At 68.5% G+C, this 22,702-nt stretch carries 23 protein-coding genes and 1 tRNA gene; 9 read left to right on the top strand and 15 right to left on the bottom strand.

Annotated elements, in window-relative coordinates; genetic code table 11:
- Positions 1-306: 306 nt before the first annotated feature.
- Together G4G93_RS29345 and G4G93_RS29340 are read left to right on the top strand one after the other, a co-directional pair.
- A complete protein-coding gene (locus G4G93_RS29345) occupies positions 307-951 on the top strand; it encodes an SOS response-associated peptidase (RefSeq protein WP_165089983.1) in 645 nt (214 codons plus the stop codon).
- Between the two features lie 1,289 nt (positions 952-2,240).
- Positions 2,241-2,393 (top strand): hypothetical protein, encoded by a 153-nt coding sequence (locus G4G93_RS29340; RefSeq protein WP_165089980.1) that lies wholly within the window; start codon positions 2,241-2,243, stop codon positions 2,391-2,393.
- 34 nt (positions 2,394-2,427) lie between these two features.
- Here G4G93_RS29340 and G4G93_RS29335 read toward each other — a convergent pair whose 3' ends face one another.
- The 14 genes from G4G93_RS29335 to rpsA form a co-directional block, all read right to left on the bottom strand.
- A complete protein-coding gene (locus G4G93_RS29335; protein WP_165089977.1) occupies positions 2,428-2,724 on the bottom strand; it encodes a hypothetical protein in 297 nt (98 codons plus the stop codon).
- A 122-nt stretch (positions 2,725-2,846) separates the two neighbouring features.
- The gene (locus G4G93_RS29330) at positions 2,847-3,002 is read right to left on the bottom strand and encodes a hypothetical protein (RefSeq protein ID WP_165089974.1); all 156 of its coding nucleotides are present in this window, start codon (positions 3,000-3,002) and stop codon (positions 2,847-2,849) included.
- 27 nt (positions 3,003-3,029) lie between these two features.
- The gene (locus tag G4G93_RS29325; RefSeq protein ID WP_165089971.1) at positions 3,030-3,914 is read right to left on the bottom strand and encodes a DUF3800 domain-containing protein; all 885 of its coding nucleotides are present in this window, start codon (positions 3,912-3,914) and stop codon (positions 3,030-3,032) included.
- A gap of 571 nt (positions 3,915-4,485) precedes the next feature.
- Positions 4,486-4,704, bottom strand: a complete 219-nt coding sequence (locus tag G4G93_RS29320; RefSeq protein WP_165089968.1) for a pyocin activator PrtN family protein — start codon at positions 4,702-4,704, stop codon at positions 4,486-4,488.
- Between the two features lie 49 nt (positions 4,705-4,753).
- The gene (locus tag G4G93_RS36220) at positions 4,754-5,209 is read right to left on the bottom strand and encodes a hypothetical protein (RefSeq protein ID WP_246737095.1); all 456 of its coding nucleotides are present in this window, start codon (positions 5,207-5,209) and stop codon (positions 4,754-4,756) included.
- Positions 5,210-5,278: 69 nt separating this feature from the next.
- Entirely contained in the window at positions 5,279-5,530 is a 252-nt protein-coding gene (locus G4G93_RS29310) for a hypothetical protein (protein ID WP_165089964.1), read from the bottom strand.
- A 238-nt stretch (positions 5,531-5,768) separates the two neighbouring features.
- Positions 5,769-5,845 (bottom strand) — tRNA-Met (locus tag G4G93_RS29305).
- Positions 5,846-5,969: 124 nt separating this feature from the next.
- Entirely contained in the window at positions 5,970-7,190 is a 1,221-nt protein-coding gene (trpB, locus tag G4G93_RS29300) for a tryptophan synthase subunit beta (protein WP_165089961.1), read from the bottom strand.
- Between the two features lie 52 nt (positions 7,191-7,242).
- The gene (locus tag G4G93_RS29295) at positions 7,243-7,992 is read right to left on the bottom strand and encodes a phosphoribosylanthranilate isomerase (protein ID WP_165089959.1); all 750 of its coding nucleotides are present in this window, start codon (positions 7,990-7,992) and stop codon (positions 7,243-7,245) included.
- Between the two features lie 74 nt (positions 7,993-8,066).
- Positions 8,067-9,005 carry an ornithine cyclodeaminase family protein gene (locus G4G93_RS29290; RefSeq protein WP_165089956.1) on the bottom strand — a complete coding sequence of 313 codons (939 nt, stop codon included), beginning with the start codon at positions 9,003-9,005 and terminating at the stop codon, positions 8,067-8,069.
- A 2-nt stretch (positions 9,006-9,007) separates the two neighbouring features.
- The gene (locus G4G93_RS29285; RefSeq protein WP_165089954.1) at positions 9,008-9,364 is read right to left on the bottom strand and encodes a lipopolysaccharide assembly protein LapA domain-containing protein; all 357 of its coding nucleotides are present in this window, start codon (positions 9,362-9,364) and stop codon (positions 9,008-9,010) included.
- Positions 9,365-9,508: 144 nt separating this feature from the next.
- Positions 9,509-9,835, bottom strand: coding sequence for an integration host factor subunit beta (gene ihfB / locus G4G93_RS29280; protein ID WP_165089952.1), 327 nt, complete (start codon positions 9,833-9,835; stop codon positions 9,509-9,511).
- Positions 9,836-9,891: 56 nt separating this feature from the next.
- Complete coding sequence (sppA, locus tag G4G93_RS29275; RefSeq protein WP_165089950.1) at positions 9,892-10,848, bottom strand: signal peptide peptidase SppA; 957 nt, start codon at positions 10,846-10,848, stop codon at positions 9,892-9,894.
- Between the two features lie 246 nt (positions 10,849-11,094).
- Positions 11,095-12,807, bottom strand: coding sequence for a 30S ribosomal protein S1 (gene rpsA / locus G4G93_RS29270; RefSeq protein ID WP_165089947.1), 1,713 nt, complete (start codon positions 12,805-12,807; stop codon positions 11,095-11,097).
- A gap of 605 nt (positions 12,808-13,412) precedes the next feature.
- Between rpsA and G4G93_RS29265 the strand changes: the two genes are divergently transcribed.
- The 7 genes from G4G93_RS29265 (at position 13,413) to G4G93_RS29235 (ending at position 20,741) form a co-directional block, all read left to right on the top strand.
- Positions 13,413-13,892, top strand: coding sequence for a (2Fe-2S)-binding protein (locus G4G93_RS29265; protein WP_165089945.1), 480 nt, complete (start codon positions 13,413-13,415; stop codon positions 13,890-13,892).
- Positions 13,893-13,969: 77 nt separating this feature from the next.
- On the top strand, positions 13,970-16,261 hold the full coding sequence (locus G4G93_RS29260) for a xanthine dehydrogenase family protein molybdopterin-binding subunit (RefSeq protein ID WP_312892293.1): 2,292 nt from the start codon (positions 13,970-13,972) through the stop codon (positions 16,259-16,261).
- Between the two features lie 200 nt (positions 16,262-16,461).
- Positions 16,462-16,866 (top strand): hypothetical protein, encoded by a 405-nt coding sequence (locus G4G93_RS29255; protein WP_165089941.1) that lies wholly within the window; start codon positions 16,462-16,464, stop codon positions 16,864-16,866.
- A gap of 154 nt (positions 16,867-17,020) precedes the next feature.
- Positions 17,021-18,103: an alkene reductase gene (locus G4G93_RS29250; RefSeq protein ID WP_165089938.1), complete on the top strand. Its 1,083-nt coding sequence runs from the start codon at positions 17,021-17,023 to the stop codon at positions 18,101-18,103.
- Positions 18,104-18,263: 160 nt separating this feature from the next.
- Positions 18,264-18,515, top strand: a complete 252-nt coding sequence (locus tag G4G93_RS29245; RefSeq protein WP_165089936.1) for a DUF4170 domain-containing protein — start codon at positions 18,264-18,266, stop codon at positions 18,513-18,515.
- Positions 18,516-18,767: 252 nt separating this feature from the next.
- Positions 18,768-19,712: a ribose-phosphate pyrophosphokinase gene (locus G4G93_RS29240; RefSeq protein WP_165089933.1), complete on the top strand. Its 945-nt coding sequence runs from the start codon at positions 18,768-18,770 to the stop codon at positions 19,710-19,712.
- A 312-nt stretch (positions 19,713-20,024) separates the two neighbouring features.
- Complete coding sequence (locus G4G93_RS29235; protein ID WP_165089931.1) at positions 20,025-20,741, top strand: DUF1013 domain-containing protein; 717 nt, start codon at positions 20,025-20,027, stop codon at positions 20,739-20,741.
- A 334-nt stretch (positions 20,742-21,075) separates the two neighbouring features.
- Here the strand turns inward: G4G93_RS29235 and xseA are convergent, their stop codons facing one another.
- On the bottom strand, positions 21,076-22,638 hold the full coding sequence (xseA, locus tag G4G93_RS29230; RefSeq protein WP_165089928.1) for an exodeoxyribonuclease VII large subunit: 1,563 nt from the start codon (positions 22,636-22,638) through the stop codon (positions 21,076-21,078).
- Positions 22,639-22,702 lie beyond the last annotated feature (64 nt).

Genomic DNA, 22,702 nt, shown 5'->3' with positions numbered 1-22,702 from the left:
GCCGGCGTGGACCTGAGTACGATGAGATTGCCGACTGCGCTGGAGCAAAAATGACAGAAGTCAATATCCTTTCGCATTAGGTAAATACAATTCAAGGTTTTATTCTAGCGCAACGTAGCACGCAGTCGCCATGGTTCACGACGCGGTTGAGCGAGGTGCCGATGGTGAGTGCAGCCGTTCAGTGAGATCGGCTGCACATTCGCGGCAAAGCCGCCGCTATGGGCCGAAAGCGGCGGTTTGAAACCCCAGAGACGATCAGCACCGCTACACGGGACCGGCTGGGCACGTTCGGCTACGATCCCGGCCATGTGCAACCTCTACAGCTCCGCCCGTTCTCAGGACGAGATCCGGCGCACCTTCGCAGTCGATCGCGACGAAGCCGGCAACCTGCCGCCGCTGCCCGGGATCTTCCCCGACCAGATGGCGCCCATCGTCCAGATCGCCGACGGCGAGCGGGTACTGACGATGATGCGCTGGGGATTCCCGCCGCCGCCGAAGGTTGGGACGCAACCGGTCACCAACGTGCGCAACGTCGCCTCGCCCTACTGGCGGCCCTGGCTCAAGCCGGCGCACCGCTGCCTGGTGCCGGTCACCTCGTTCAGCGAATACGCCGACACGAAGCCCCGTAAGACGCCGGTGTGGTTCGCTCTCGACGAGAGCCGGCCGCTGTTCGCCTTCGCGGGGATCTGGCGGCCCTGGAAGGGCGTGCGCGGGCCGAAGCGGGACGAGCCCGTCGAGGAGGAGCACAGGCTGTTCTCGTTTCTGACTACGGAGGCGAACGGCGTGGTCGGGCCGGTTCATCCCAAGGCAATGCCGGTGCTGCTCACCACCGCGGAGGAGTGGCGCACCTGGCTCGAGGCGCCGGCCGAGGAGGCTCTGCAGCTTCAGCGGCAGCTCCCGGACGAGATGATGATCGAGGTGGCGCGGGGCGGGCGGCAGGATGGAATATGACGGGCGGGCGAGCGTCAGCTACTAAATTCCCCGCCTGCTTTACCAGTTACTTGAGATTTTAATTCTCATTCTGGCGCTTCAGCTGCGAGCCAGAAGCAATCATCTATCTGCTTGGTGTAGCGGAGTGGGGCAGCATTCTTGCGGACACTCTTCGAAGCCTGGGCGACAGCTTGGGACAGCTCAGTCCCCTCAAGAACAAGCAGAGCCGTTTCACTGATAATTTCTTTTCGCAGGTCGTCGGGCAGATGGTGCGGGACTGCCTGAGTGACAGAAGCAAGTAGCGCATGGCCTTCTGCATGAGGCGACGCAGTAGAAAATACAGATCCACTTGGACGTACAGGGGCGCTCTGCTTCGTAGGGTGCTTGGGCCGCGCAGCCCTGCTGCGGGACCTCGGCCGACTGTCGCGATTATGAAATGCAGAAGCACAAATTGAAACTGTTTTTCCATTGATGGGCGAGCAGAATTTCTGGGGCTTCCCCCTCCAAAGGCGGGTCGTTTTTCCGCAGTGCTGGCATTTGGGTGCTTCTGGATAAACCGAGACAGCATTAGCATCAGAGTCATTTTCTGACGATGCGACTTCAACTGCCATACTACTTAATTTTAGTCTTTTTTCTCTCCTTATATTAGCGAGTCGCCGCTCCCTAGAACGATGCGCACAAGAGGAGCCAATTTCAGTCTTTGACCAGCTGCAAAACCTTTGTGGCTTGCCCTGCCAGATGCGTGTCGGCTTTCCACAAAACTCGCATGTCGGCAGCACTGTCGGTTCCGGCGTAGCCCGGGGCTGCGGTTCATCCATCACCGGCACCGGCTGAACCGAGTGGTCTGCTGGCTTCGGCGCCAGGATTGTCTCGAAGGTCCACAAGGCCCGCAGCCCAGCAGCATCCGCCGCGTGCGCCCTCGCCATGGCAGACTGGTAGGCTGCCTGCTGCTGCGCCACCGCGGCCCAACGCTCGGCGCGTGCTGCCTCTTCTTCAGCGGAGCGAATCAGCCAGTCGGCTTCGAATGGATTGCGAGGCTGCATGCTTTGGTACCCGCTCGGTCTTTGAAGACCGCAAGGTGCGATGCAGGCATATTTTAACAATTCACCCAGAGCCGAAGCTATCGATTCGTTTGTAGATATTTCGGATTGTCAATGGAAAATTGGGCGAACCTTGCATGATGTGATCGATGGAAGTTCGTGCCCAAATCTTATCTTATGAGCTAGGCAGACGGTGGTATGAGGCCATTCTGCAACTCATTCCGCGGCATGCTGGACGAGCGCTTGGGCTGAGACGTCACCGATTCAGCCTTGCCCTTCGTCCCGCACGCTGATGCGGACGCCATCATCGACGCGCAGCGACTGATGCCCGGTTCGGGCGTCGGCAGCTCCTGCAAGGTGACCAAATTCCTGCGCGACAGCATCACGACCAAGGTGCTGCGCCGCTGGCCGGAGGATGCGTGAGCCTCAGGCGTAGGGTTCGCACTTCGGGGCGGGCCTACTCGACCCGCTCCTCTATCACGGTGACCGAGCCCCGCGTCATCATCGTGAAGAGGCCGAGGATGAGTGCGCCAGCAATCCAGAACACGCAAAGCAATCCGACGCCGAATAATACGCCAATCTGACCGCCTGTCTTTGCAGCGCTTGACGCAGATTGCTCAATTTTCGGGATGACGTCTATAAGATAACCGACAAGCCACAGCGTCATCAGTAGATTGAAGCCGATGAAAGCGCCCTTGAAGAGCTTGCCGAAGAACCCGCGCTTTCGCGTCTCTTTGCGGATGATCCGTGCCATGTGACTTCCCCCAGTCATGCAACCGGAAGTGCCTGTGTCACACGGCTCTGGCGAGTGCGAATCGGCCACAGCAGCAGGGAGTTTTGGCGGCCCGACCAGTCAGAGCCGAGTAGAAGTAGGCCCTACTCGCCCGAGGCCGCGTGACGTCGGGGCTCTGCGGGCGTGGCGCGACCGTACTTCCGATCGAACTTCCACGACGACCAGCGGAGGTAAGCATAGCCGCCGGCCGCCGCGAGGATCGCGACGGCGACGAGATTGATGGTGGTCATGGCATCCATGGCTTCACCCCTCGCTTCGCGTTGCTCCTACCCAGGCCTGTCGCGGGTTGCTGATTGGGCGGGTCGCAGCACGCTGAAGGTGCGGGTTTCGACGACCGTCTCGATTACCGTCTGCTCGACGACCACCGCCTCGCTATGCGCAATCGCGAGAGGCTGGCGTGCCGCGTGCGGATTGTGCGCCCCCCGTGCGGAGCAGCTGCTAAAACGAGCGACGCGACCTAGTCTCTCTCTAAAGTACCTATCGTAACTCTCGTATCCCTGAAAGCCTTCCGGGTCGTATTCAGCGGCGTAAATCCTGCCAACGATAGTAGCGACCCAATCGGCAGCTTGCATATTTTGATCCAGATGGCTTTCGACCTCAAAGGGAGGACTTACCATCTTTCTGCACGGATGCTCGCCAAACATCGTCTTCTGAGCACACTCCAGCAACTCAGTTCTGGACGAAGATTGATCCATAACAAGGGCAAACCGCGCGTCAGCCCTCCATGCAGCCTTATCGAGCTTGCGAATAGCTTTACTCAACATTGTAGTCTGCAATCCAACTGGATTTAAGTTCTCGACTTCTCGAAATTTCTCTTTTCCATGATAAAATACAAAACCGCCGCGCTGGTTTATTTCATCCATAAGGCGGAAAGCCATTTGCCTGACTGAAGGATACCTGTCTATTGAGTTTTTTGTAAAAAGATTGGTGCCCTTCTTTTCCCATTTGAATATTGGTTTGCCGGCCCGCGCTGCCTCATGAGACAGATTATGGCCCTTGAGTTGCAAGAAAAAAGACGAGAAAGCGCGCACATGCTGCTCAGGCAGAGCGAAGCCCGCGTACCCGAAAACGGGGCTGGTGTTGTGCTTCGGATGGGTCCGATTGAAGTACGGCCCGGGGTGACCGAAGTCGTCTATGTACACGAACAGCATGCTCTATGCATGCCACATTCGCTAACATAAGCAAGTGTCTGAGTAGGGCGCCCACCCCCGGTTAAGCACAAAATCAAGCGCAAGGGCCAGAAACGCGGAAGCCCGTGCTAATCCAAGCACGGGCCCCGGAATGGGCGCGGCGCAGTTGCTCCGCATCCCGACGCCTAGATGGCACTCCCACCCGACGCTGTCAATAGAACCTCAGAGGGGTTGATAGGTTCCTAAGACAAGCCCTTCCGAGGGCTCATGCCTCAACCGCAGGGGCGAAAGCCGAGGCCAGTCGGGCGCCCAAAGCGACGGCCGAGCCTCAGGTTGAGGGGCGCACGTCGTCCTGCCTCAGCTTACATCACTAAGTTGCTGTAGAAACAACGACTTAGGAGGCATCAGAACCCGGGCACTTAGAGGGTTAATCGCTCGCTCACCGGGGCGATCATTCGACCCGAGCCCACAGCTAGCGCACACACGAATCCCTCGCCACCTTGCCGGGCGCGGAGGCCTACCTGTCGGCGCGGCTGCTCTCCACATAGGCGGCACCGCAGAGCTGACGGCACTCCTTCCGTGCGGCCTCCGCTCACTGATCGATCCACCGCGCCAGGTCGACCAGATGCACGCCCTTGGCCGCCTTCTGGCTTGCCTCGATGCGAACCAGCGGCAGGGCGATCTCGCCAGTGGAGATCTTCCGAACCAGCTTCTCGGGCGTCAGGTGCGAGAAGTAGTCCCGGCACACGAGGCTGATCGGGATCACGGCTGCGCCGCCGTACTGCGCCATCAGGAGAAAGGCGGTGTTCATCGTCGTTGGCTCCGGGTGACCTGCCCACGAAGGAAGGACTGTTCCAGCATCAGGGGCCAGCCTGGCCCCTTGCAGCCTTCCGAGACAGCCTGACCTGCTCTTGTGCCTCCCGGCGCTTTTGCTCCGCCTCTGCATCGATCTCGCCGAGGGTCTTTGCCCGCCCTCTCGACGCCAGCCGTTCCCGTCTTCGCCACTCCTCGCCTTCACGGGCTCGTTCGACCAAGTCGAGCTTCTCAGCCTGGTTCGTCGGCGTATGCGTGGCGCCCAGCGCCACCAGCTCGGGGAACAGGCTCGGATGGCGTAGGTGCCGCCACCGGTCGATCGCCTCTAGGCAGTACATGCCGGTGTCTGGATCGGGCCGAGGGAAGCCCCGTATGAAGAGCCGCGGCCGGACGGCGTCGAACTGCGCCGGCGTCAGATGCAGCCGGCGCGCCACCTTCTCGGCCGGGATATCGCCGGGCTCGACCCAGAAGCGGATTGAGGGGGCTCTGGGTGGTTGTGGCAAGGCTTTCACCCCATGCACGCTGCCGCGTACCCGAATGCGCAGCGCTTCGCCGCGGTCGTGCTCCTGCGCTCAGTCCGCATGCTGGGCCGCCCACTCCTCCCACGACTGCCCAGCAGCCTCAGGGGCCAGCAAGCCCGACAGCCGGTCCAGGGCCCGATCGATAGCCTTGCGGTCCCACCGCCGGGTGCCAGGCATCGCGGGCGGCACGATCTTGCGCCGAACCCACGCGTCGAAGGCCTCCACCGTCTCGCAGCCGCAGTACTCGGCCGCCTGCTCACGAGTGAGCCCGCGGGGCAGCATTCCGATGGGGAGCTTGGTCATGGCTTGCTCCAAGCCTCAGGACGGGCCGCAACCGGCCTACGCACCGGAGGCGAAGCCCGCTCCGCATGCTCCTGCCGGGCCCGTTTCCGTGTTGCGACCGTGTTGCATGGAGCAGCCTACGCCACGCCGTAACCCATTGTAAAACCTGCACCCGTGTTGCAGGCAATCGCAACACGTTTCGGCAGACTAGCGGGCATGAAAAAGCCCGCTAAGTCATTGACCAAGCGGGCTAAACGGGTGGTAGCGGAGGAGGGATTTGAACCCCCGACACAAGGATTATGATTCCTCTGCTCTGACCAACTGAGCTACTCCGCCGCGCGGTGGCCGGTTCGTGTCCGGCTCTGCGGTGGCGCGGATATAGGGGGAGGCGGCCGGGCCTGTCAAGGAAGCGTCGCAGGCCTTTTTGCGCCTCGCCGCGAAAGCGAGGCGCTAAGCCGGCTCAGAGGGCGTCGCCCAGGATCTCGGCGACCTGCGGGATGTCCTTGTCGCCGCGGCCCGAGAGGTTGACGACCATCAGATGGTCGCGCGGCAGGCTGGGGGCGAGCTCCGCGACCTTGGCGAGCGCGTGGGCGGGCTCGAGGGCCGGGATGATGCCCTCCATCAGCGAGCAGAGCCGGAACGCCTCCAGAGTCTCGCTGTCGGTCGCCGACAGATAGGTGACGCGGCCCATCTCGTGCAGCCAGGCATGCTCCGGGCCGATGCCCGGATAATCGAGGCCGGCAGAGATCGAGTGGGCGTCGGCGATCTGGCCGTCGCCGTCCATCAAGAGGTAGGTGCGGTTGCCGTGCAGCACGCCCGGCTTGCCGCCGGTGAGCGAGGCGGCATGCAGCCCGCTCGAGACGCCGTGGCCGGCCGCCTCGACGCCGTAGATCGCGACCTCGCGGTCGTCGAGGAAGGGGTGGAACAGGCCCATGGCGTTCGAGCCGCCGCCGATGCAGGCGACGAGCGAGTCGGGCAGGCGGCCCTCCTGCTCCAGCATCTGCGCCTTGGTCTCGATGCCGATGATCGACTGGAAGTCGCGCACCATCGCCGGATAGGGATGCGGGCCGGCCACCGTGCCGATGCAGTAGAAGGTATCGGCGACGTTGGTGACCCAATCGCGCAGGGCCTCGTTCATCGCGTCCTTGAGGGTGCGGGTGCCGGATTCGACCGGCACCACCTCGGCGCCGAGCATCTTCATCCGGAACACGTTCGGCTTCTGCCGCTCGACATCGACCGCGCCCATGTAGACGATGCATTTCAGGCCGAACCGGGCGCAGAGCGTCGCGGTCGCGACGCCGTGCTGGCCTGCCCCCGTCTCGGCGATGATCCGCGGCTTGCCCATGCGCCGGGCGAGCAGGATCTGCCCCAGCACGTTGTTGACCTTGTGCGAGCCGGTGTGATTCAGCTCCTCGCGCTTGAAATAGATCTTCGCGCCGCCGAGGTGCTCGGACAGCCGCTCGGCGAAGTAGAGCGGGCTCGGCCGGCCGACATAATGGGTGAGATAGCTCGTCATCTCGGCCTGGAAGGACGGGTCGGCCTTCGCCTCGGCGTAGGCCTGCTCCAGGGCGAGGATGTTCGGCATCAGGGTCTCGGCCACGAAGCGGCCGCCGAAGATGCCGAAGCGGCCGCGCTCGTCGGGGCCGGTGCGGAACGAGTTCGGATTCTGGGGAGCGGTCACGGCAGGAGCTCTTCAAGTCTGGAAGGGTTTGCGGAATCCTCGTCGGTGGGGCTTACGCCCTTCGCGCCGCAGGGGCAATTTGCGGTTCGGACGCAGCCGCCGCGGCGGTTCCGGGGGCGCCCGCGGCCGCCCTTGCGACGCCTGCGGCCGCTCTGGCGGCCGCCAGGAAGGCGGCGATGCGGTCCGGGTCCTTGCGGCCTGGGGCGCTCTCGACGCCCGACGACACGTCGACCGCCTGCGCGGCGGTGATCGCCACGGCCTCGGCGACGGTCTCCGGCGTCAGGCCGCCGGAGAGCATGAACGGGGTGTCGCGGCCGGCATCCTCGAGCAGCGACCAGTCGAAGGCGTGGCCGTTGCCGCCCGGCAGGATGGCGCCGGGGCCGGGCTTGGCGTCGTAGAGCAGCCGATCGGCGCTCGCCGCGTAGCGGAGGACCCCGGCGAGATCGTCGGCGGTGGCGATGCCGAGCGCCTTCATCACCGGGCGCCCGGTGCGCGCACGCAGGGCCGCCACCCGCTCCGGGCTCTCGCGGCCGTGCAGCTGCAGCCAGTCGGGGCTGAGGGCCGCGATCACCGCGTCGACGAGGGCGTCGTCGGGATCGACCAGGAGGGCGACGCGCTCGGCCCTCCCCCGGGCCTGAAGCGACAGGGCGGCGCCGCGGACGAGGTCGACGTGGCGCGGGCTCCTGGGAAAATGGACGAGGCCGATCTGGTCGGCACCGGCGGCGATGGCCGCCTCCAGCGTCTCCGGCGTGCTGAGGCCGCAGATCTTGACGAGACAGGAATGGGCGGGAGCGGGCGACATCCGCTCCATATAGGCCGATCCGCGTCCGCTCGCACGTGCCGCGTGGGGGCGAGAGGCCGCCCGGGCCTTCTCGCTCAGGACCGTTGCGCCAGGCTCTCCCACACTGCGGCCGCGGCGGCGAGATCCTCGATCGCGGCGCCGACCGACTTGAACACCGTGATCTCGTCGGGGCTCCGCCGCCCGGGCGCCTCGCCCCGGCACAAGGCTGCGAGATCGCCCGCGATCGCCGCGGGCGCGAGCGCGCCGGACTGGATCGCCACCGCCACGTCACCGCCCTTCCCGAGGGCGTCCGGGGTGTCGACGTAGACCGGTCCGCGCAGGAGCGCGGCGTCGTCGGCCTCGCGCATCGCCGGCGTGAAGGCGCCGACGAGGTCGAGATGGGTGCCGGGCCGCAGCCAAGCGCCCCGCACCAGCGGTGCGGTCGAGAGGGTGGCGCAGGAAACGAGGTCCGCCTCTCCCACGGCCGCCGCCAGGTCGGTGACCGGACGGGCGGGGATGCCCTCGGCCGCGAGCGATGCGGCGAGCCGTTCGGCGCCCTCGCGCCGGCGGTTCCAGATCGCGACGTCGCGGATCGGCCGCACGGCGGCATGGGCGCGGATCAGGGCCGGGGCCAGCGCGCCGGAACCCACCATCACCATCTGGGCGGCATCACCCCGGGCGAGGTGGCGGGCGGCCAGCGCCGAGGCGGCGGCGGTGCGCCACAGGGTCAGGCGGGCGCCGTCGAGGAGCGCCAGAGGCCGGCCGTCGCGGCCGTCGCAGAGCAGCACCCCGCCCTGGATCGTGTCGAGGCCCCTGGCCGGGTTGCCCGGGAACAGCGTCAGGATCTTCACCCCGACGTAATCGGCGGTCCAGGCCGGCATCAGCAGCAGCGAGGCGCCGTCCGGCGCGGTCTCGATCGCGTGGTGATGCCGGGTCGGGGCCGTCGCGCCGGCCCGGAAGGCCGTGGCCAGCGCGTCGATCATCCGGTCCGGCGTGAGGGCGGCGTCGATCTCGTCCGCGCCGATCGACCGCATGATCAGGCGCGATGGGCTGGGGCCGGCAGTGCCGTGCGGCCGATGGTCGGGGTGGTCGCGGCGACGTTCTGGCGCAGGCGCTCGGTCTCGTGACGCAGGCGGTTGAGCTCGCGGCCTTTGGCACGGCGGTCGCGGCGGTTGTCGCCCTGCCCGAGCCAGGAGCCGACGCCGCCCACGACGACGCCGAGCGCCACCGCGGCGAAGATCAGCGCGTAAAGCGGCAGCTGCAGGCTGAAGGCCGGCGTCCCGTCGGTGAAGGGATCGAAGGACAGCATCACCGGTTGGCGGTTGGCCACCGCCAGCAGCACGACCACGATCGCGATGGGCAGCAGGATCAGGCCCTTGAGGAAGCGGATCATCGGGAAACCCGGTCTTTCGTCGGTGATGCGGAGGGAATCGGGGCCGCCGGACGGTGCCCCGAGGGCAAAGTTGTAACGCGCGGGCGCGCCGGCGCCAGGGGGACCATGCGCGAGGACGATCCGGCGTCAGCCTCGACCGTCAGGTCAGCTCACGGCGACCTCGGCCCGGCTCGGCTCGTCGGCGCCGATCCCGGCGGCGTTCAGGCGCAGGCGCATCTCCTTGCCGGTCTTGAAGACCGGGATCGCCTTCTCGGCCACCGCCACGGCGGCGCCGGTGCGCGGGTTGCGGCCGCGGCGCGCCTCCCGGCGCTTGACCGAGAAGGCGCCGAAGCCGCGCAGCTCGACCCGGTCGCCCCGGGCGAGCGCATCCGCGATCGTGTCCAGGATGGCGTTGACGATGTTCTCGACGTCGCGCTGATACAGGTGCGGGTTCTGTTCGGCGATCTTGAGCACCAGCTCGGACTTGATCATGGGCGGTACGGTCTCGGGAGAGGCGGGGCTGGCCGGAAGGCGCGCGGGATCGGATCTTACGGTCGCCAGACCGCCAGCAGGCCGCCCTGCGTCAGGCTCGCCGTCTCCTCTCCGGCCTGCCGCAGCCGCGCAGCGAGGTCGTCGTAGCCGAGGAGGCCTGCGCCGGCGGCCGCGGCCGAGAACAGGCCGAAACGGGTGTCGGAGCGCGGCTTCCAGTCCCGCACCGGCAGGTTCTTGGCCACGCCCTTCTCGCGCTCGAGCCAGGCGATGGCCTGGCGCTCGCCGCCGGTCTCGTCGATCAGGCCGAGCGGCACGCTCTGGCGGCCGCTGAACACCCGCCCGTCGGCGACCGTCTTGATCTGGTCGGGGTTCATCTTGCGGCGCTCGGCCACCAGGTCCTTGAACCAGCCGTAGGTGTCGCCGACGATCGCCTGGAGGGCGGCCCGGGCCTCCGGCGGGGTCGGGTGGAAGCCGCTCGGCTCGGCCTTGAGCGGCGAGGACTTCACCTCGTCGACCTTCACGCCGACCTTGTCGAGGAGGCCGGACACCTCGGGATACTGGAACAGCACGCCGATCGAGCCGACGAGCGAGGTCTCGCGGGCGACGATGTGGTCGGCGGCGATCGCCGTGATGTAGGCACCGGACGCCGCCGTGCCGTCGACGAAGGCGACGATCGGCTTCTTTTCGGCGAGCGCGCGGAGGTTGCGGAAGAGTTCCTCCGAGCCGGTGGTGGTGCCGCCCGGCGAGTTGATCGAGACGACGACGCCCGAGACGGCGCTCGAATCGCCGACGCGCTTCATCAGCTCGCGGGTCTTCTCGCTGCCGGCGATGAAGCCGTCGATGCTGATGCGGGCGATCTGCGGCGTGACGGCGGAGAGCCCCCTGCCCCCGGCCGCCCGCCAGCCGACGGCGCCGGCAGCGACGATCAGTGCGCCGACCCCGATCGCGCGCCAGACGGACAGCTTGCGGCGCAGGGACCGCCGGTCGAGGAGAAGTTCGGCATCGATGGCCATGCGGCGCCCGTATCCTGGTCTGACCTCCGAGGCGCCCTGATCGCCGGCCGCGGCCTGCAAGTCATTGGCGCATCTCGCTCCCGGGGTGTTCTACCCCCGGCCGTCGCGCAGCGGCAAGAGCGGGATTGGGCTCATTCCCCTCCCCGATCGGGTGAGGCGGACATGGAAACGCCCGCGCGGGGGTGTCCCCGCGCGGGCGTCCGATCTCGATCAGGGTGTCCGGGCCGGCAGGCCCGGACGGATCCCTTACTTCTTGTCGGCCTGGCGGGCCTTCAGGGCCGCGCCGAGGATGTCGCCGAGCGAGGCACCCGAATCGGCGGAGCCGAACTGGGCGATCGCCTCCTTCTCCTCGGCCATCTCGAGGGCCTTGATGGAGAGCTGGACGCGGCGGGCCTTGCGGTCGAACTGCGTCACGCGGGCATCGACCTTCTCGCCGGCGGCGAAGCGCTCGGGGCGCTGGTCGTTGCGCTCGCGGGCGAGATCGGCCCGGCGGATGAAGGCCTGGAGGTCGGAATCGACGATCTTGACCTCGATCCCGGAGTCCTTGACCTCGAGCACCTCGCAGGTGACGACCTGGTTCTTGCGGATGCCGTCACCGGCATCGGCGAAGGGGTCGCCGGCGAGCTGCTTGATGCCGAGCGAGATGCGCTCCTTCTCGACGTCGACGTCGAGAACCTGGGCGCGCACCACGTCGCCCTTCTTGAACTCGTCGATGACCTGCTCGCCCGGACGGTTCCAGTCGAGGTCCGAGAGGTGGACCATGCCGTCGACGTCGCCCTCGAGGCCGATGAACAGACCGAACTCGGTCTTGTTCTTGACCTCGCCCTCGACCTCGGTGCCCGGCGGGTGCTTCTCGGAGAAGGCCTCCCAGGGGTTCTGCAGGGTCTGCTTCAGGCCGAGCGAGATGCGGCGCTTGACCGGATCGACCTCCAGGATCTGAACCTCGACCTCCTGGGAGGTGGAGACGATCTTGCCCGGATGGACGTTCTTCTTGGTCCAGCTCATCTCCGAGACGTGGATCAGGCCCTCGATCCCCGGCTCCAGCTCCACGAAGGCGCCGTAATCGGTGATGTTGGTCACGCGGCCCTTGAGCTTGGCATTGACCGGGTAGCGGGCGGCGATGCCCTCCCACGGATCGGCCAGGAGCTGCTTGATGCCGAGCGAGATGCGGTGCGTCTCGTGGTTGATCTTGATGATCTTGACCTTGACGGTCTGACCGATGTTGACCACCTCGGACGGGTGGTTGACGCGGCGCCACGCCATGTCGGTGACGTGCAGCAGGCCGTCGATGCCGCCGAGGTCGACGAACGCACCGTACTCGGTGATGTTCTTGACCACGCCGTCGATGACCTGACCCTCTTCGAGGTTGGCCACCAGCTCGGAGCGCTGCTCGGCCCGGCTCTCCTCGAGCACGGTACGACGCGACACCACGATGTTGCCGCGGCGGCGATCCATCTTGAGGATCTGGAACGGCTGCGGCGTACCCATCAGCGGGGTGACGTCGCGGACCGGACGGATGTCGACCTGCGAGCGCGGCAGGAACGCCACGGCGCCGTCGAGGTCGACGGTGTAGCCGCCCTTGACCTGGTTGAAGATCGTGCCGCTGACGCGCTCGTTGTTCTCGAACGCCTTTTCGAGCTTGACCCAGCTCTCCTCGCGGCGCGCCTTGTCGCGCGAGATGACGGCTTCGCCGAGCGCGTTCTCGATGCGGTCGACGTAGACCTCGACCTCGTCGCCGACGCCGATCGGCTGGTCACGGCCGGGGCCCGTGAACTCCTTGAGGGCGACGCGGCCCTCGGTCTTGGCGCCGATGTCGATGACGGCGACGTCCTTCTCGATCGCCACCACGCGGCCCTTGACCACGGAGCCTTCCGTGATCTCGTGCTCGCGGAACGACTCTTCCAGAAGGGCGGCGAAATCCTCGCGGCTCGACGCGGCGCCTTGCAAACCTGCGGACATCTATGCTCCTTTTCGTCCCGCCCTATCCGGGGGGACGGCGCCGGCGGCTCGTATCAACGGGCCGCTTCCGCCCGCCGGAGTCCCGAGACGGCCCCTGAGAGCCTTCGGAACCGCCGCTCCCTCGAACGGGGTGCGGGCCGGCGCATGATCGACGGGCAGAAACGTGTTTTCCGATCGCCCGGCCGGAGCGCGCTGGGCCAAGCTCGTCGCCCGGCATTGCGGCATCCCGGCATCGGATCACCGGAGGTTGGGCCGATACAGGAAAACCCGCCCCCCGGCAAGGTGTCGTTGCGGTCGCGTTGTCGTGTTCGCACGCGGCAACCTGAGGGCGATTGCCCGTCTTGCCCATACGCGCAACTCCGGGTTACCCATCCCTAGCCTGAAACCATTCTGATGTTCGGGCCAAGGTGGGCCGGCCTTTCGGGGGACGGGCCGCCCAATCAAGCAAGACGGCACGCTGCGCGCGGCGTGAGGGAGGAACGGGGCGCGGGCCGCGACGGCCGCGGCGCCCGGAATCGAGTGAAGCGAGGGGGGAGGCGCAGGCGTCGCGACCGGAATCGTGTCCGCGGGGCGCCCGCCAGACCTCCCGAAGCCGGAGGGCGACGATGATCAAGCTCAACGTGAACGGTGAGGAGCGCCGCTTCGACGGCGATCCCGAGATGCCGCTCCTGTGGTACCTGCGGGACGAGCTCGGCCTGACGGGCACCAAGTTCGGCTGCGGCGTCGCGGCCTGCGGCGCCTGCACCATCCATGTCGGCGGCACCGCGGTGCGGGCCTGCCAGACCGCCGTCTCGGCCGCCGACGGCCAGCCGATCGTGACCATCGAGGGCCTGTCGCCGGACGGCAACCACCCGGTCCAGGCGGCCTGGCGCGAGCTGAACGTGGCGCAGTGCGGCTACTGCCAGACCGGGCAGATCATGCAGGCGGCGGCCCTCCTCAAGGAGACCCCGAAGCCGACCGACGCCGACATCGACAGCACGATGAGCGGCAACCTGTGCCGCTGCGGCACCTATCCGCGCATCCGCGCCGCCATCAAGCAGGCGGCGGGGCTGACCCCGAAGGCCGGCCAGGGAGATCGCCTGTGATCCAAGATCCCTCCTCCTTCCTGTCCTCTCTCGTCACCGCGGCCCCGGCCGCGGAGCCGGATTCCGTCGTCACCAACGTGTCTCCGGCCAAGGCCCCGCCCGGCCGGCTCAGCCGCCGCGGCCTGCTCGCCGGCGCCGGCGCCCTGGTGCTCGCCCTGTCGCTGAAGCCGACGGACGCACCGGCCGCCGAGCCGGCGAAGTTCGGCGCCGACGGCATGCCGCACGGCTGGCGCGACGACCCGACCCTGTTCGTGGCGATCGCCCCCGACGGCACCGTGACGGTGACCTGCACCCGCTCGGAGATGGGCCAGGGCGTGCGCACCTCGGTGGCGCTCGTCGTCGCCGACGAGCTCGACGCCGACTGGGCCAAGGTCAAGGTCGCCCAGGCGCACGGCGACGAGGAGCGCTTCGGCAACCAGGACACCGACGGCTCGCGCAGCTTGCGGCACTTCTTCATGCCGCTGCGCCGTGCCGGTGCCGCCGCCCGCACGATGCTGGTCGAGGCCGCCGCCAAGCAGTGGAACGTGCCGGCCGGCGAGGTCTCGGCCGAGAACCACGCCCTCGTCCACGCCAAGACCGGCCGCCGGATCGGCTTCGGCGAGGTGGCGCAGGCGGCGGCCAGCATGCCGGTGCCGGACCGCGCGGGCGTCAAGCTCAAGGACCCCTCGGCCTTCCGCTACATCGGCAAGGGCCGCATCGGGCTCATCGACAATGCCGGCATCACCACCGGCAAGGCGCAGTACGGCCTCGATACCCGCGTCGAGGGCATGCTCTACGCCGTGGTCGCCCGCCCGCCGGTCTTCGGCGGCAAGGTCAAGACGTTCGACGAAGCCGCGGCCATGAAGGTGCCGGGCGTCGTCAAGGTCGTGACCATCGATCCGCCGGCCCCGCCCTACGAGTTCATGCCGACCGGCGGCGTCGCGGTCATCGCCCGCAACACCTGGGCGGCGATCAAGGGCCGCGAGGCCCTGAACCCCACCTTCGACGACGGACCGAACGCTGCGTACGATTCGGACGCCTACCGGGCCACCCTCGAACAGGCCGTGCGCAAGCCCGGCAAGGTGGTGCGCCAGGAAGGTGACGTCGACGCCGCGATGAAGAAGGCGGTCAAGCGCCTCGAGGCCGAGTACTACATCCCCCACCTCGTCCAGGCCCCGATGGAGCCGCCGGCCGCCACCGTGCGGGTCGCCAAGGACGGCAAGGTCGAGGCGTGGGGCTGCGTGCAGTCGCCCCAGGCCGCCCGCGACCGGATCGCCAAGCGCCTCAACCTCGACCCGAAGAACGTCACGGTCAACGTGACGCTGCTCGGCGGCGGCTTCGGCCGCAAGTCGAAGCCCGACTACTTCGTCGAGGCGGCGCTCTGCTCGCAGGCGGTGGACGGCGCCCCGGTCAAGATGACCTGGACCCGCGAGGACGACCTCCATCACGGTTACTATCACACCGTCTCGATGGAGCGGCTGGAGGCCGGCCTCGACGACAAGGGCATGCCGATCGCCTGGCTGCACCGCAGCGCGGCCCCGACCATCGGCTCGACCTTCGTCGCCGGCGCCAACGAGCAGATCCCGATCGAGCTCGGGATGGGCCTCGTCAACGTGCCGTTCGCCATCCCCAACATGCGGATGGAGAACCCGCCCGCCGACGCCCACGTGCGCATCGGCTGGTTCCGCTCGGTGTCGAACATCCCGCGGGCCTTCGCGGTGCAGTCGTTCCTCGCCGAGCTGGCCCACATGGCCGGCCGCGACCCGAAGGACTACCTCCTCGACGTGATCGGCCCGGCCCGGATCATCGATCCGGTCAAGATGGGCGATGCCTGGAACTACGGCGAGGATCCCTCGCGCTATCCCTACGACACGGGGCGCCTGCGCAACGTGATCGAGACGGTGGCGCAGGGGGCCGGCTGGGGCCGCAAGGTGGAAAAGGGCCGCGGCCTCGGCATCGCGGCGCATTACAGCTTCGTGACCTACACGGCGGCTGTCGCCGAGGTCGAGGTCGGGCCGAAGGGCGAGGTCACCGTCCAGCGGGTCGACATCGCGATCGACAGCGGCCAGCAGGTCAACCCGGAGCGGGTGCGCTCGCAGCTCGAAGGCGCGGTGGTGATGGGCATGGGCCTCGCGCTCACCGCCCAGATCACCTTCAAGAACGGCCGCGCCGTCCAGGACAACTACGACACCTACGAGCTGACCCGGATCAACGAGGCGCCCAAGATCATCAACGTGCACCTCGTGCAGGGCGGCGGCTGGGACAAGCCCCTCGGCGGCGTCGGCGAGCCCGGCGTGCCGCCGGTGGCGCCCGCCATCGCCAACGCGATCTTCGCGGCGACCGGCCGGCGCATCCGCCAGCTGCCGATGCGCGACAAGCTGAGCGCGTGACGGGATCCGCGGGGCCGGTCCGGGCCCCGCGGACCTTCGAGACAGGAAGGACCGCCTCCCCGCCCGGGGGCGGTCCTTTTTTCTGGCCCGCCTCGCCGGAACCCCCGCCCCCGGGCCGGTGTTCGCGACCAAGGCTCGCGACGCCAAAGCTCACGACGAAGGTTTGGCGCCTGCCACGCTCAACGATGGGAGAGAACGCCATGAAGCTCATCCTCGCCGCCGGAATGATCGCATGTCTCGCCGGCCCGGCCGTCGCCGGCGCCTGCAGCACCGAGATCTCGTCGCTCGAGCCGCGCCTGACCGAGAAGGGCCGCGAGACCATCGCGGCCTCGAGCGGCGGCAAGGAGGTGGCCTCCCGGCGGGAGGCGCAGGCCGAGGCCGCGACCGAGAAGGGCACCAGCCCCTCCGCCCTCCCGAAGGGCCCCGCCCCCGGTTCCGCCGAGACGCAGGCCACCGCCGACGTCGCCAAGGCCAGCGGCGGCGGCACCGGCGTGATGGAGGCGCGCGCCAGCCTCAACCGCGCCCGGGAGCTCGACAAGAAGGGCGACGAGGCCGGCTGCATGAAGGCGGTGTCGGACGCCAAGGAGAAGATGGACAAGTCGTGAGCGCGCCCGAGGCCCGATCCTCGTTGCGAGGTGAGGCAGCGCACATCGCGATCCGGGCTGCCGGCTCCGGCCCTGGTCTGCTGCGCTGCAGCGCCCACATCACCCCCGCATCGCCCGGCCCTTGAAGCCGGGCTCGATCCGGAGATTCATCTCAGTGCCTTCCCTGTTCGACCCGATCCAGCTCGGTGCCATCGTGGCGCCGAACCGCATCCTGATGGCGCCGCTGACCCGCGGCCGCGCCTCGCGCACCCACGTGCCGACCCCGATCATGGCCGAGTATTACCGCCAGCGCGCCGGCGCCGGCCTGATCATCAGCGAGGCCACCGGCATCTCGCAGGAAGGCACCGGCTGGCCCTTCGCCCCGGGCCTGTGGTCGGCAGAGCAGGTCGAGGCCTGGAAGCCGGTGGTCGCCGCGGTGCACGGCGCCGGCGGGCGCATCGTCGCGCAGCTCTGGCACATGGGCCGGGTGGTCCATCCCGACTTCCTCGGCGGCCAGGCCCCCGTCTCGGCCTCGGCCACCACGGCACCCGACCAGGCCCACACCTACGAGGGCAAGAAGCCCTATGCCGAGGCGCGGGCGCTGCGCGAGGACGAGATCCCGCGGCTCCTGGAGGATTACGCCAAGGCCGCCCGCAACGCGATCGAGGCCGGGTTCGACGGGGTGCAGATCCACGCCGCGAACGGCTACCTCATCGACCAGTTCCTCCGCTCGGGCAGCAACCTGCGCCAGGACCGCTACGGCGGCTCCGTCGAGAACCGCATCCGTCTCCTGTCCGAGGTCGCCCGCGCGGTGTCCGACACCGTCGGGGCCGACCGCACCGGCGTGCGCCTGTCGCCGAACGAGCCGATCCAGGGTGTCGACGATCCCGAGCCCGAGGCGCTGTTCCCGGCCGCCGCCGCCGCGCTGTCGGGGATCGGCGTCGCCTTCCTCGAGCTGCGCGAGCCGGGCCCGAACGGCACCTTCGGCAAGGCCGCCCGCCCGGCCGTGGCGCCGGCGATCAAGGCCGCGTTCCGCGGGCCCCTGGTGCTGAACTCCGACTATGACGGCCCGAAGGGACAGGCCGCCCTCGACGAGGGCCGCGCCGACGCGATCGCCTTCGGCCGGACCTTCATCGCCAACCCGGACCTGCCGGAGCGGATCGCCAAGGGCGCGGCCCTCGCCAAGGACAATTACAAGACCTGGTACAGCCAGGGCCCCGAGGGCTACATCGACTATCCCACCCTCGACGCCGCCTGACGGCCGCGGGCCGGGTCATGGTCGCGGGTGCACCGCACCATGATCCGGCTTGACGCGGCGCCCGGCGTTTGCGACGCCGCTCGGCGCCTGCCCGCCGGGCAGGCGCCGTCCCGCCGGAGACCGCGGAGCGGCATCATGGCGGCACGCGGAGACGATGCGCATGAGCAACCCGGGCAACACCACGCCGGCGAACTCCCAGGAGCCGAAGCAGCTCCTCCACCTGGTGTTCGGGGGCGAGCTGACCGACCTCGACAGCGTCACCTTCCGCGACCTCTCGAAGCTCGACGTGGTCGGCATCTTCCCCGACTATGCCAGCGCCGCCATGGCCTGGAAGGCCAAGGCGCAACAGACCGTCGACAGCGCCCAGACCCGCTACTTCATCGTGCATCTCCACCGGCTGCTGCAGCCCTGAGACGCAGTGCGCGGCCGTAACGTTGCAGTCACCGTGCGGGTGAAAGCCGGAGGCTTGCGCGGCCTTGCGCGCATGAAAGCATTGTGACGGTATCCCGGCACTGGTAAGAGCCTCGCCCGTCACACCAGAGCATCGTCGCGCGAGGGGCCCGCAATCGCGCCAAGCTCGATGCGATCCTCCCTCCCCCCGGCGCGCGGTCGCTGATCGCGCGGCAGCGCCGGGGCTCGCGGCGCGGGCCACGATGGAAGCACGATGAAATCCTCGATCAAGATCGTCGCCGGCAATGCGAGCCGCCCGCTGGCCGAGGCGATCGCGGCCTATCTCGAGAAGCCGCTGGCGGTCTGCTCGGTGCGCCGCTTCGCCGACATGGAGATCTTCGTCGAGCTCCAGGAGAACGTGCGCGGCGAGGATGTGTACATCGTCCAGTCGACGTCGTTCCCGGCCAACGATCACCTGATGGAACTGCTCATCATGATCGACGCCGCGCGGCGCTCCTCGGCGCGGCGGATCACCGCCGTGATTCCCTATTTCGGCTATGCCCGGCAGGACCGGCGCACCTCGGGCCGGACCCCGATCTCGGCCAAGCTGGTGGCCAACCTCATCACCGAGGCCGGCGCCGACCGGGTGATGACCCTCGACCTGCATGCCGGCCAGATCCAGGGCTTCTTCGACATCCCGACCGACAACCTGTTCGCCGCCCCCGTGATGGTGCGCGACATCAAGGAGCGGATGGACCCCGCCGACATGATGGTGGTGTCGCCCGACGTCGGCGGCGTGGTCCGCGCCCGCGCCCTCGCCAAGCGCATCGACGCGCCGCTCGCCATCGTCGACAAGCGCCGCGACCGGCCCGGCGAGTCGGAGGTGATGAACATCATCGGCGAGGTCGAGGGCCGCTCCTGCATCCTCGTCGACGACATCGTCGATTCCGGCGGCACCCTCGTCAACGCCGCCGAAGCCCTGCTCGCCAAGGGCGCCAAGGACGTCTCGGCCTACATCACCCACGGCGTGCTCTCGGGGGGCGCGGTGTCGCGCATCGCCTCCTCGAAGCTCAAGGAACTGGTGATCACCGACTCGATCCAGCCGACCGCCGCGGTCAAGCTCGCCCGCAACATCCGGGTCGTCACCATCGCGCCGCTCCTCGGCGAGGCGATCGGGCGCACGGCCGAGGAGTCGAGCGTCTCGAGCCTGTTCGTCTGATCGGCGACCCGTCGACCGAATTCCGCCCGCCGGTTCCCGCCGACGGGCTTTTCGCGCTTCAAGCAACGACATCTTCTTTCGACCCGGGAGCTTCGGCCTGCGAAAGCGGTTTGCGCCGGGCCGGCGACGCGCCTATATAACGGACGATTCCCTCACAGCGTGAGACAGGCCGTCCTGATATCCCGGGACGCCGGCGGGACCTCCCGGTTCCGCCACGGGCGCCCTGTCGCCGCCGAGGGGCCCGTGTTTGACTGGCCGCTTCCCGGATGGGCGGCTTCGCGCTCCCGCGGGAGCGCCCCGAGGAGGTGTGGAATGTCCCAGGGACCGTTGATGCCGAAGGCGACGGCCGTCTGGCTCGTCGAGAACACGTCGCTGTCCTTCGATCAGATCGCCGATTTCTGCAAGCTGCACCCCCTCGAGGTGAAGGGCATCGCGGACGGCGAGGTGGCGGCCGGCATCAAGGGCCTGGACCCGGTCTCGACCGGCCAGCTCACCCGCGAGGAGATCGAGCGGGCGCAAGTCAACCCGAACCACCGCATGAAGGTCGCGGTGTCGAAGGTGAAGCTGCCCGAGGTCAAGCGCACCAAGGGCCCGCGCTACACTCCCCTGTCGCGCCGCCAGGACCGGCCGAACGCCATCCTGTGGCTGCTGCGCAACCACCCGGAGCTGAAGGACGCGCAGGTGATGCGCCTCGTCGGCACCACCAAGTCGACGATCCAGCAGATCCGCGAGCGCACCCACTGGAATTCCGGCTCGCTGCAGCCGATGGACCCGGTGACCCTCGGCCTGTGCTCGCAGATCGACCTCGATTTCGAGGTCCAGCGCGCCGCCAAGGACCGCCCGCTGGTCGAGTCCGCCGAGGGCGGCGCCACCCTGATGCCGCCCGAGCTCTCGGTCCTGCCCGAGCCCGAGGACCGCGACGAGGATCGCCGCCCCGGCCGCGACGAGCGCGTGGATGCCGATTCGGTCTTCGCCCGCCTCAAGCCGATGCGCAAGGGCGAGCAGGACGAGGATGACGACGAGTATTGATACCAATGGTTGTTGAAAACGACCCTTGGTTTCGTTCTCGAATGCTTGTCAAGCCTTTGGCTTGGCATCGAAAGCTCGAGATGGGCCATCGGCCCGCCGCGTCGGCATCCTGGGCCGATGGTATAAGACCTGTGCTCTGAAAAAGAGCGCGATTAAGCCCTCCCCCCTCTGCGGGGGTGGGTGGCGAACGAAGTGAGCCGGGAGAGGGGCGGCGCGACGCTGATCGAGACGGCGCCCGCCACTACGGTTGCGACATCTTCGGAAACGGCGTCCCTTCTCCCGCCCCGCTTGGCAGGGCATCCTCCCCCGCAGACGGGGGAGGGTTCGAAGCGGGTCAGCTCTCGAACAACGATCCCTGCTGAGCACCCGCGACCGGCGCCTTTTTCGTGTCCGCCGCCGGCTCCTTGCGCTTGGCCGCCCGGCGCGGGGCCGGACGCGCCGGCTCGGGCGGCGTGTCGGGCGCGGGTGTGCCCTCGACCGTGGCCGCCACCCGCCCGTCGGCGAACTCGACCGTCAGCCGCCCGGCCACCCGCGCGCCGTCCGCCGAGCCCACCGGTCTGCCCGCGCCGTCGAGCACCAGCGCGTAGCCGCGGGCCAGCACCGACCGGTAGTTGAGGCTGGAGAACAGGGCGGTCGCCCGCGACAACCGTCCGGCGAGGCGCTCCAGCCCCCGGCCCGGCGCTCGGTCGAGCCGCCGCGAAACCCCGTTCAGCCGCTCGCCCTGCACCGCCAGCACCCGCTCCAGGGCGTGGCGCGGCCGGTGGTCGATCGCCGCCAGGCGCTCGCGGGCGCGGGCGAGGCGCAAGGTAGGCGGGTTGCGGGCGAGTCCCTGGAGCGCCCGGTTGAGGCGGCCTTGCGCGTCCCGGGCATTGGCGGCGAGCGCCGGGGCGAGGCGCGCCTCCGCCAGGTCGAGACGCTGGCGCTTCTGGGCCAGCAGCGCCTCGGGTCCCGGCAGGGCGCGAGCGAGGCCGCGCAACTCGCCCCGTCGCTGCTCGACGAGGCGCAGGAGCGCGCCGGCATGGCGGCGGCTCAACGAGTCGAGGTCGGCCAGCAACTCGTGCAGCACCGGCACCGCCATCTCGGCGGCCCCGGTCGGGGTCGGGGCGCGCCGGTCGGCGGCGTGGTCGATCAGCGTGACGTCGGTCTCGTGGCCGACGGCGGAGATCAGCGGGATCGCGCTCGCGGCGGCGGCCCGGACCACGATCTCCTCGTTGAAGCACCACAGATCCTCGATCGAGCCGCCGCCGCGGGCGACGATCAGCACGTCCGGCCGCGGGATCGCGCCGCCGGGCTCCAACGCGTTGAAGCCGCGGATCGCCGCCGCGATCTCCTCGGCCGCGCCCTCCCCCTGCACCCGCACCGGCCAGACCAGGACGGGGCGCGGGAACCGGTCGGCCAGCCGATGCAGGATGTCGCGGATCACCGCGCCGGTCGGCGAGGTGACGACGCCGACGACCGTCGGCAGGTACGGCACCGGCCGCTTGCGGCCTGAATCGAACAGCCCCTCGGCCGCGAGCAGCCGCCGACGCTCCTCCAGGAGCGCCATCCAGGCGCCGGCCCCGGCGGGTTCGAGCGAATCGACCACGATCTGGTACGCGGACTTGCCCGGGTAGGTCGTGATCCGCCCGGTGACCACGACCTCCAGGCCCTCCTTGGGCTTGTGGCGCAGCCGCAGCATCGTGCCCTTCCAGATCACGGCGTCGATCTTGGCGCCGCCGTCCTTGAGGCTGAAATAGGCGTGGCCGGAGCCGTGCGGGCCGCGATAGCCCGAGATCTCGCCCTTGAGGCGCACATGCCCGAACGCATCCTCGAGGGTGCGCTTGAGGGCGGTCGCCAGTTCGGTGACCGACCATTCGGGCACGTTGGCGATCGGGGCGGAGAAAGCGGAGGCCGACATCGCGCACGAGGCTAGCGGCTCGGCCCGGGCCGCGGAAGGGCGCCCCGCCGCTTGAGCCCGAGAC

The organism is Methylobacterium sp. DB0501 (assembly GCF_011043735.1).
Classification (GTDB): Bacteria; Pseudomonadota; Alphaproteobacteria; order Rhizobiales; family Beijerinckiaceae; genus Methylobacterium; species Methylobacterium alsaeris.
Note: the sequence above shows the minus strand (reverse complement) of the source record. Positions and strands in the feature narration are given on the sequence as shown.

What these genes read in the sequence shown, in the direction of transcription:
- G4G93_RS29330 (WP_165089974.1), bottom strand. Translation starts at nt 3,002, where the DNA reads ATGGATGCCATGACCACCATCAATCTCGTCGCCGTCGCGATCCTCGCG.
- G4G93_RS29325 (WP_165089971.1), bottom strand. Translation starts at nt 3,914, where the DNA reads ATGCTGTTCGTGTACATAGACGACTTCGGTCACCCCGGGCCGTACTTC.
- G4G93_RS29245 (WP_165089936.1), top strand. Translation starts at nt 18,264, where the DNA reads ATGAGCAACCCGGGCAACACCACGCCGGCGAACTCCCAGGAGCCGAAG.
- ihfB (WP_165089952.1), bottom strand. Translation starts at nt 9,835, where the DNA reads ATGATCAAGTCCGAGCTGGTGCTCAAGATCGCCGAACAGAACCCGCAC.
- G4G93_RS29320 (WP_165089968.1), bottom strand. Translation starts at nt 4,704, where the DNA reads ATGAACACCGCCTTTCTCCTGATGGCGCAGTACGGCGGCGCAGCCGTG.
- sppA (WP_165089950.1), bottom strand. Translation starts at nt 10,848, where the DNA reads ATGGCCATCGATGCCGAACTTCTCCTCGACCGGCGGTCCCTGCGCCGC.
- G4G93_RS29285 (WP_165089954.1), bottom strand. Translation starts at nt 9,364, where the DNA reads ATGATCCGCTTCCTCAAGGGCCTGATCCTGCTGCCCATCGCGATCGTG.
- G4G93_RS29265 (WP_165089945.1), top strand. Translation starts at nt 13,413, where the DNA reads ATGATCAAGCTCAACGTGAACGGTGAGGAGCGCCGCTTCGACGGCGAT.
- G4G93_RS29255 (WP_165089941.1), top strand. Translation starts at nt 16,462, where the DNA reads ATGAAGCTCATCCTCGCCGCCGGAATGATCGCATGTCTCGCCGGCCCG.
- rpsA (WP_165089947.1), bottom strand. Translation starts at nt 12,807, where the DNA reads ATGTCCGCAGGTTTGCAAGGCGCCGCGTCGAGCCGCGAGGATTTCGCC.
- G4G93_RS29240 (WP_165089933.1), top strand. Translation starts at nt 18,768, where the DNA reads ATGAAATCCTCGATCAAGATCGTCGCCGGCAATGCGAGCCGCCCGCTG.
- G4G93_RS29235 (WP_165089931.1), top strand. Translation starts at nt 20,025, where the DNA reads ATGTCCCAGGGACCGTTGATGCCGAAGGCGACGGCCGTCTGGCTCGTC.
- G4G93_RS29290 (WP_165089956.1), bottom strand. Translation starts at nt 9,005, where the DNA reads ATGCGGTCGATCGGCGCGGACGAGATCGACGCCGCCCTCACGCCGGAC.
- G4G93_RS29295 (WP_165089959.1), bottom strand. Translation starts at nt 7,992, where the DNA reads ATGTCGCCCGCTCCCGCCCATTCCTGTCTCGTCAAGATCTGCGGCCTC.
- G4G93_RS29335 (WP_165089977.1), bottom strand. Translation starts at nt 2,724, where the DNA reads ATGGCACGGATCATCCGCAAAGAGACGCGAAAGCGCGGGTTCTTCGGC.
- xseA (WP_165089928.1), bottom strand. Translation starts at nt 22,638, where the DNA reads ATGTCGGCCTCCGCTTTCTCCGCCCCGATCGCCAACGTGCCCGAATGG.
- G4G93_RS29345 (WP_165089983.1), top strand. Translation starts at nt 307, where the DNA reads ATGTGCAACCTCTACAGCTCCGCCCGTTCTCAGGACGAGATCCGGCGC.
- G4G93_RS29310 (WP_165089964.1), bottom strand. Translation starts at nt 5,530, where the DNA reads ATGACCAAGCTCCCCATCGGAATGCTGCCCCGCGGGCTCACTCGTGAG.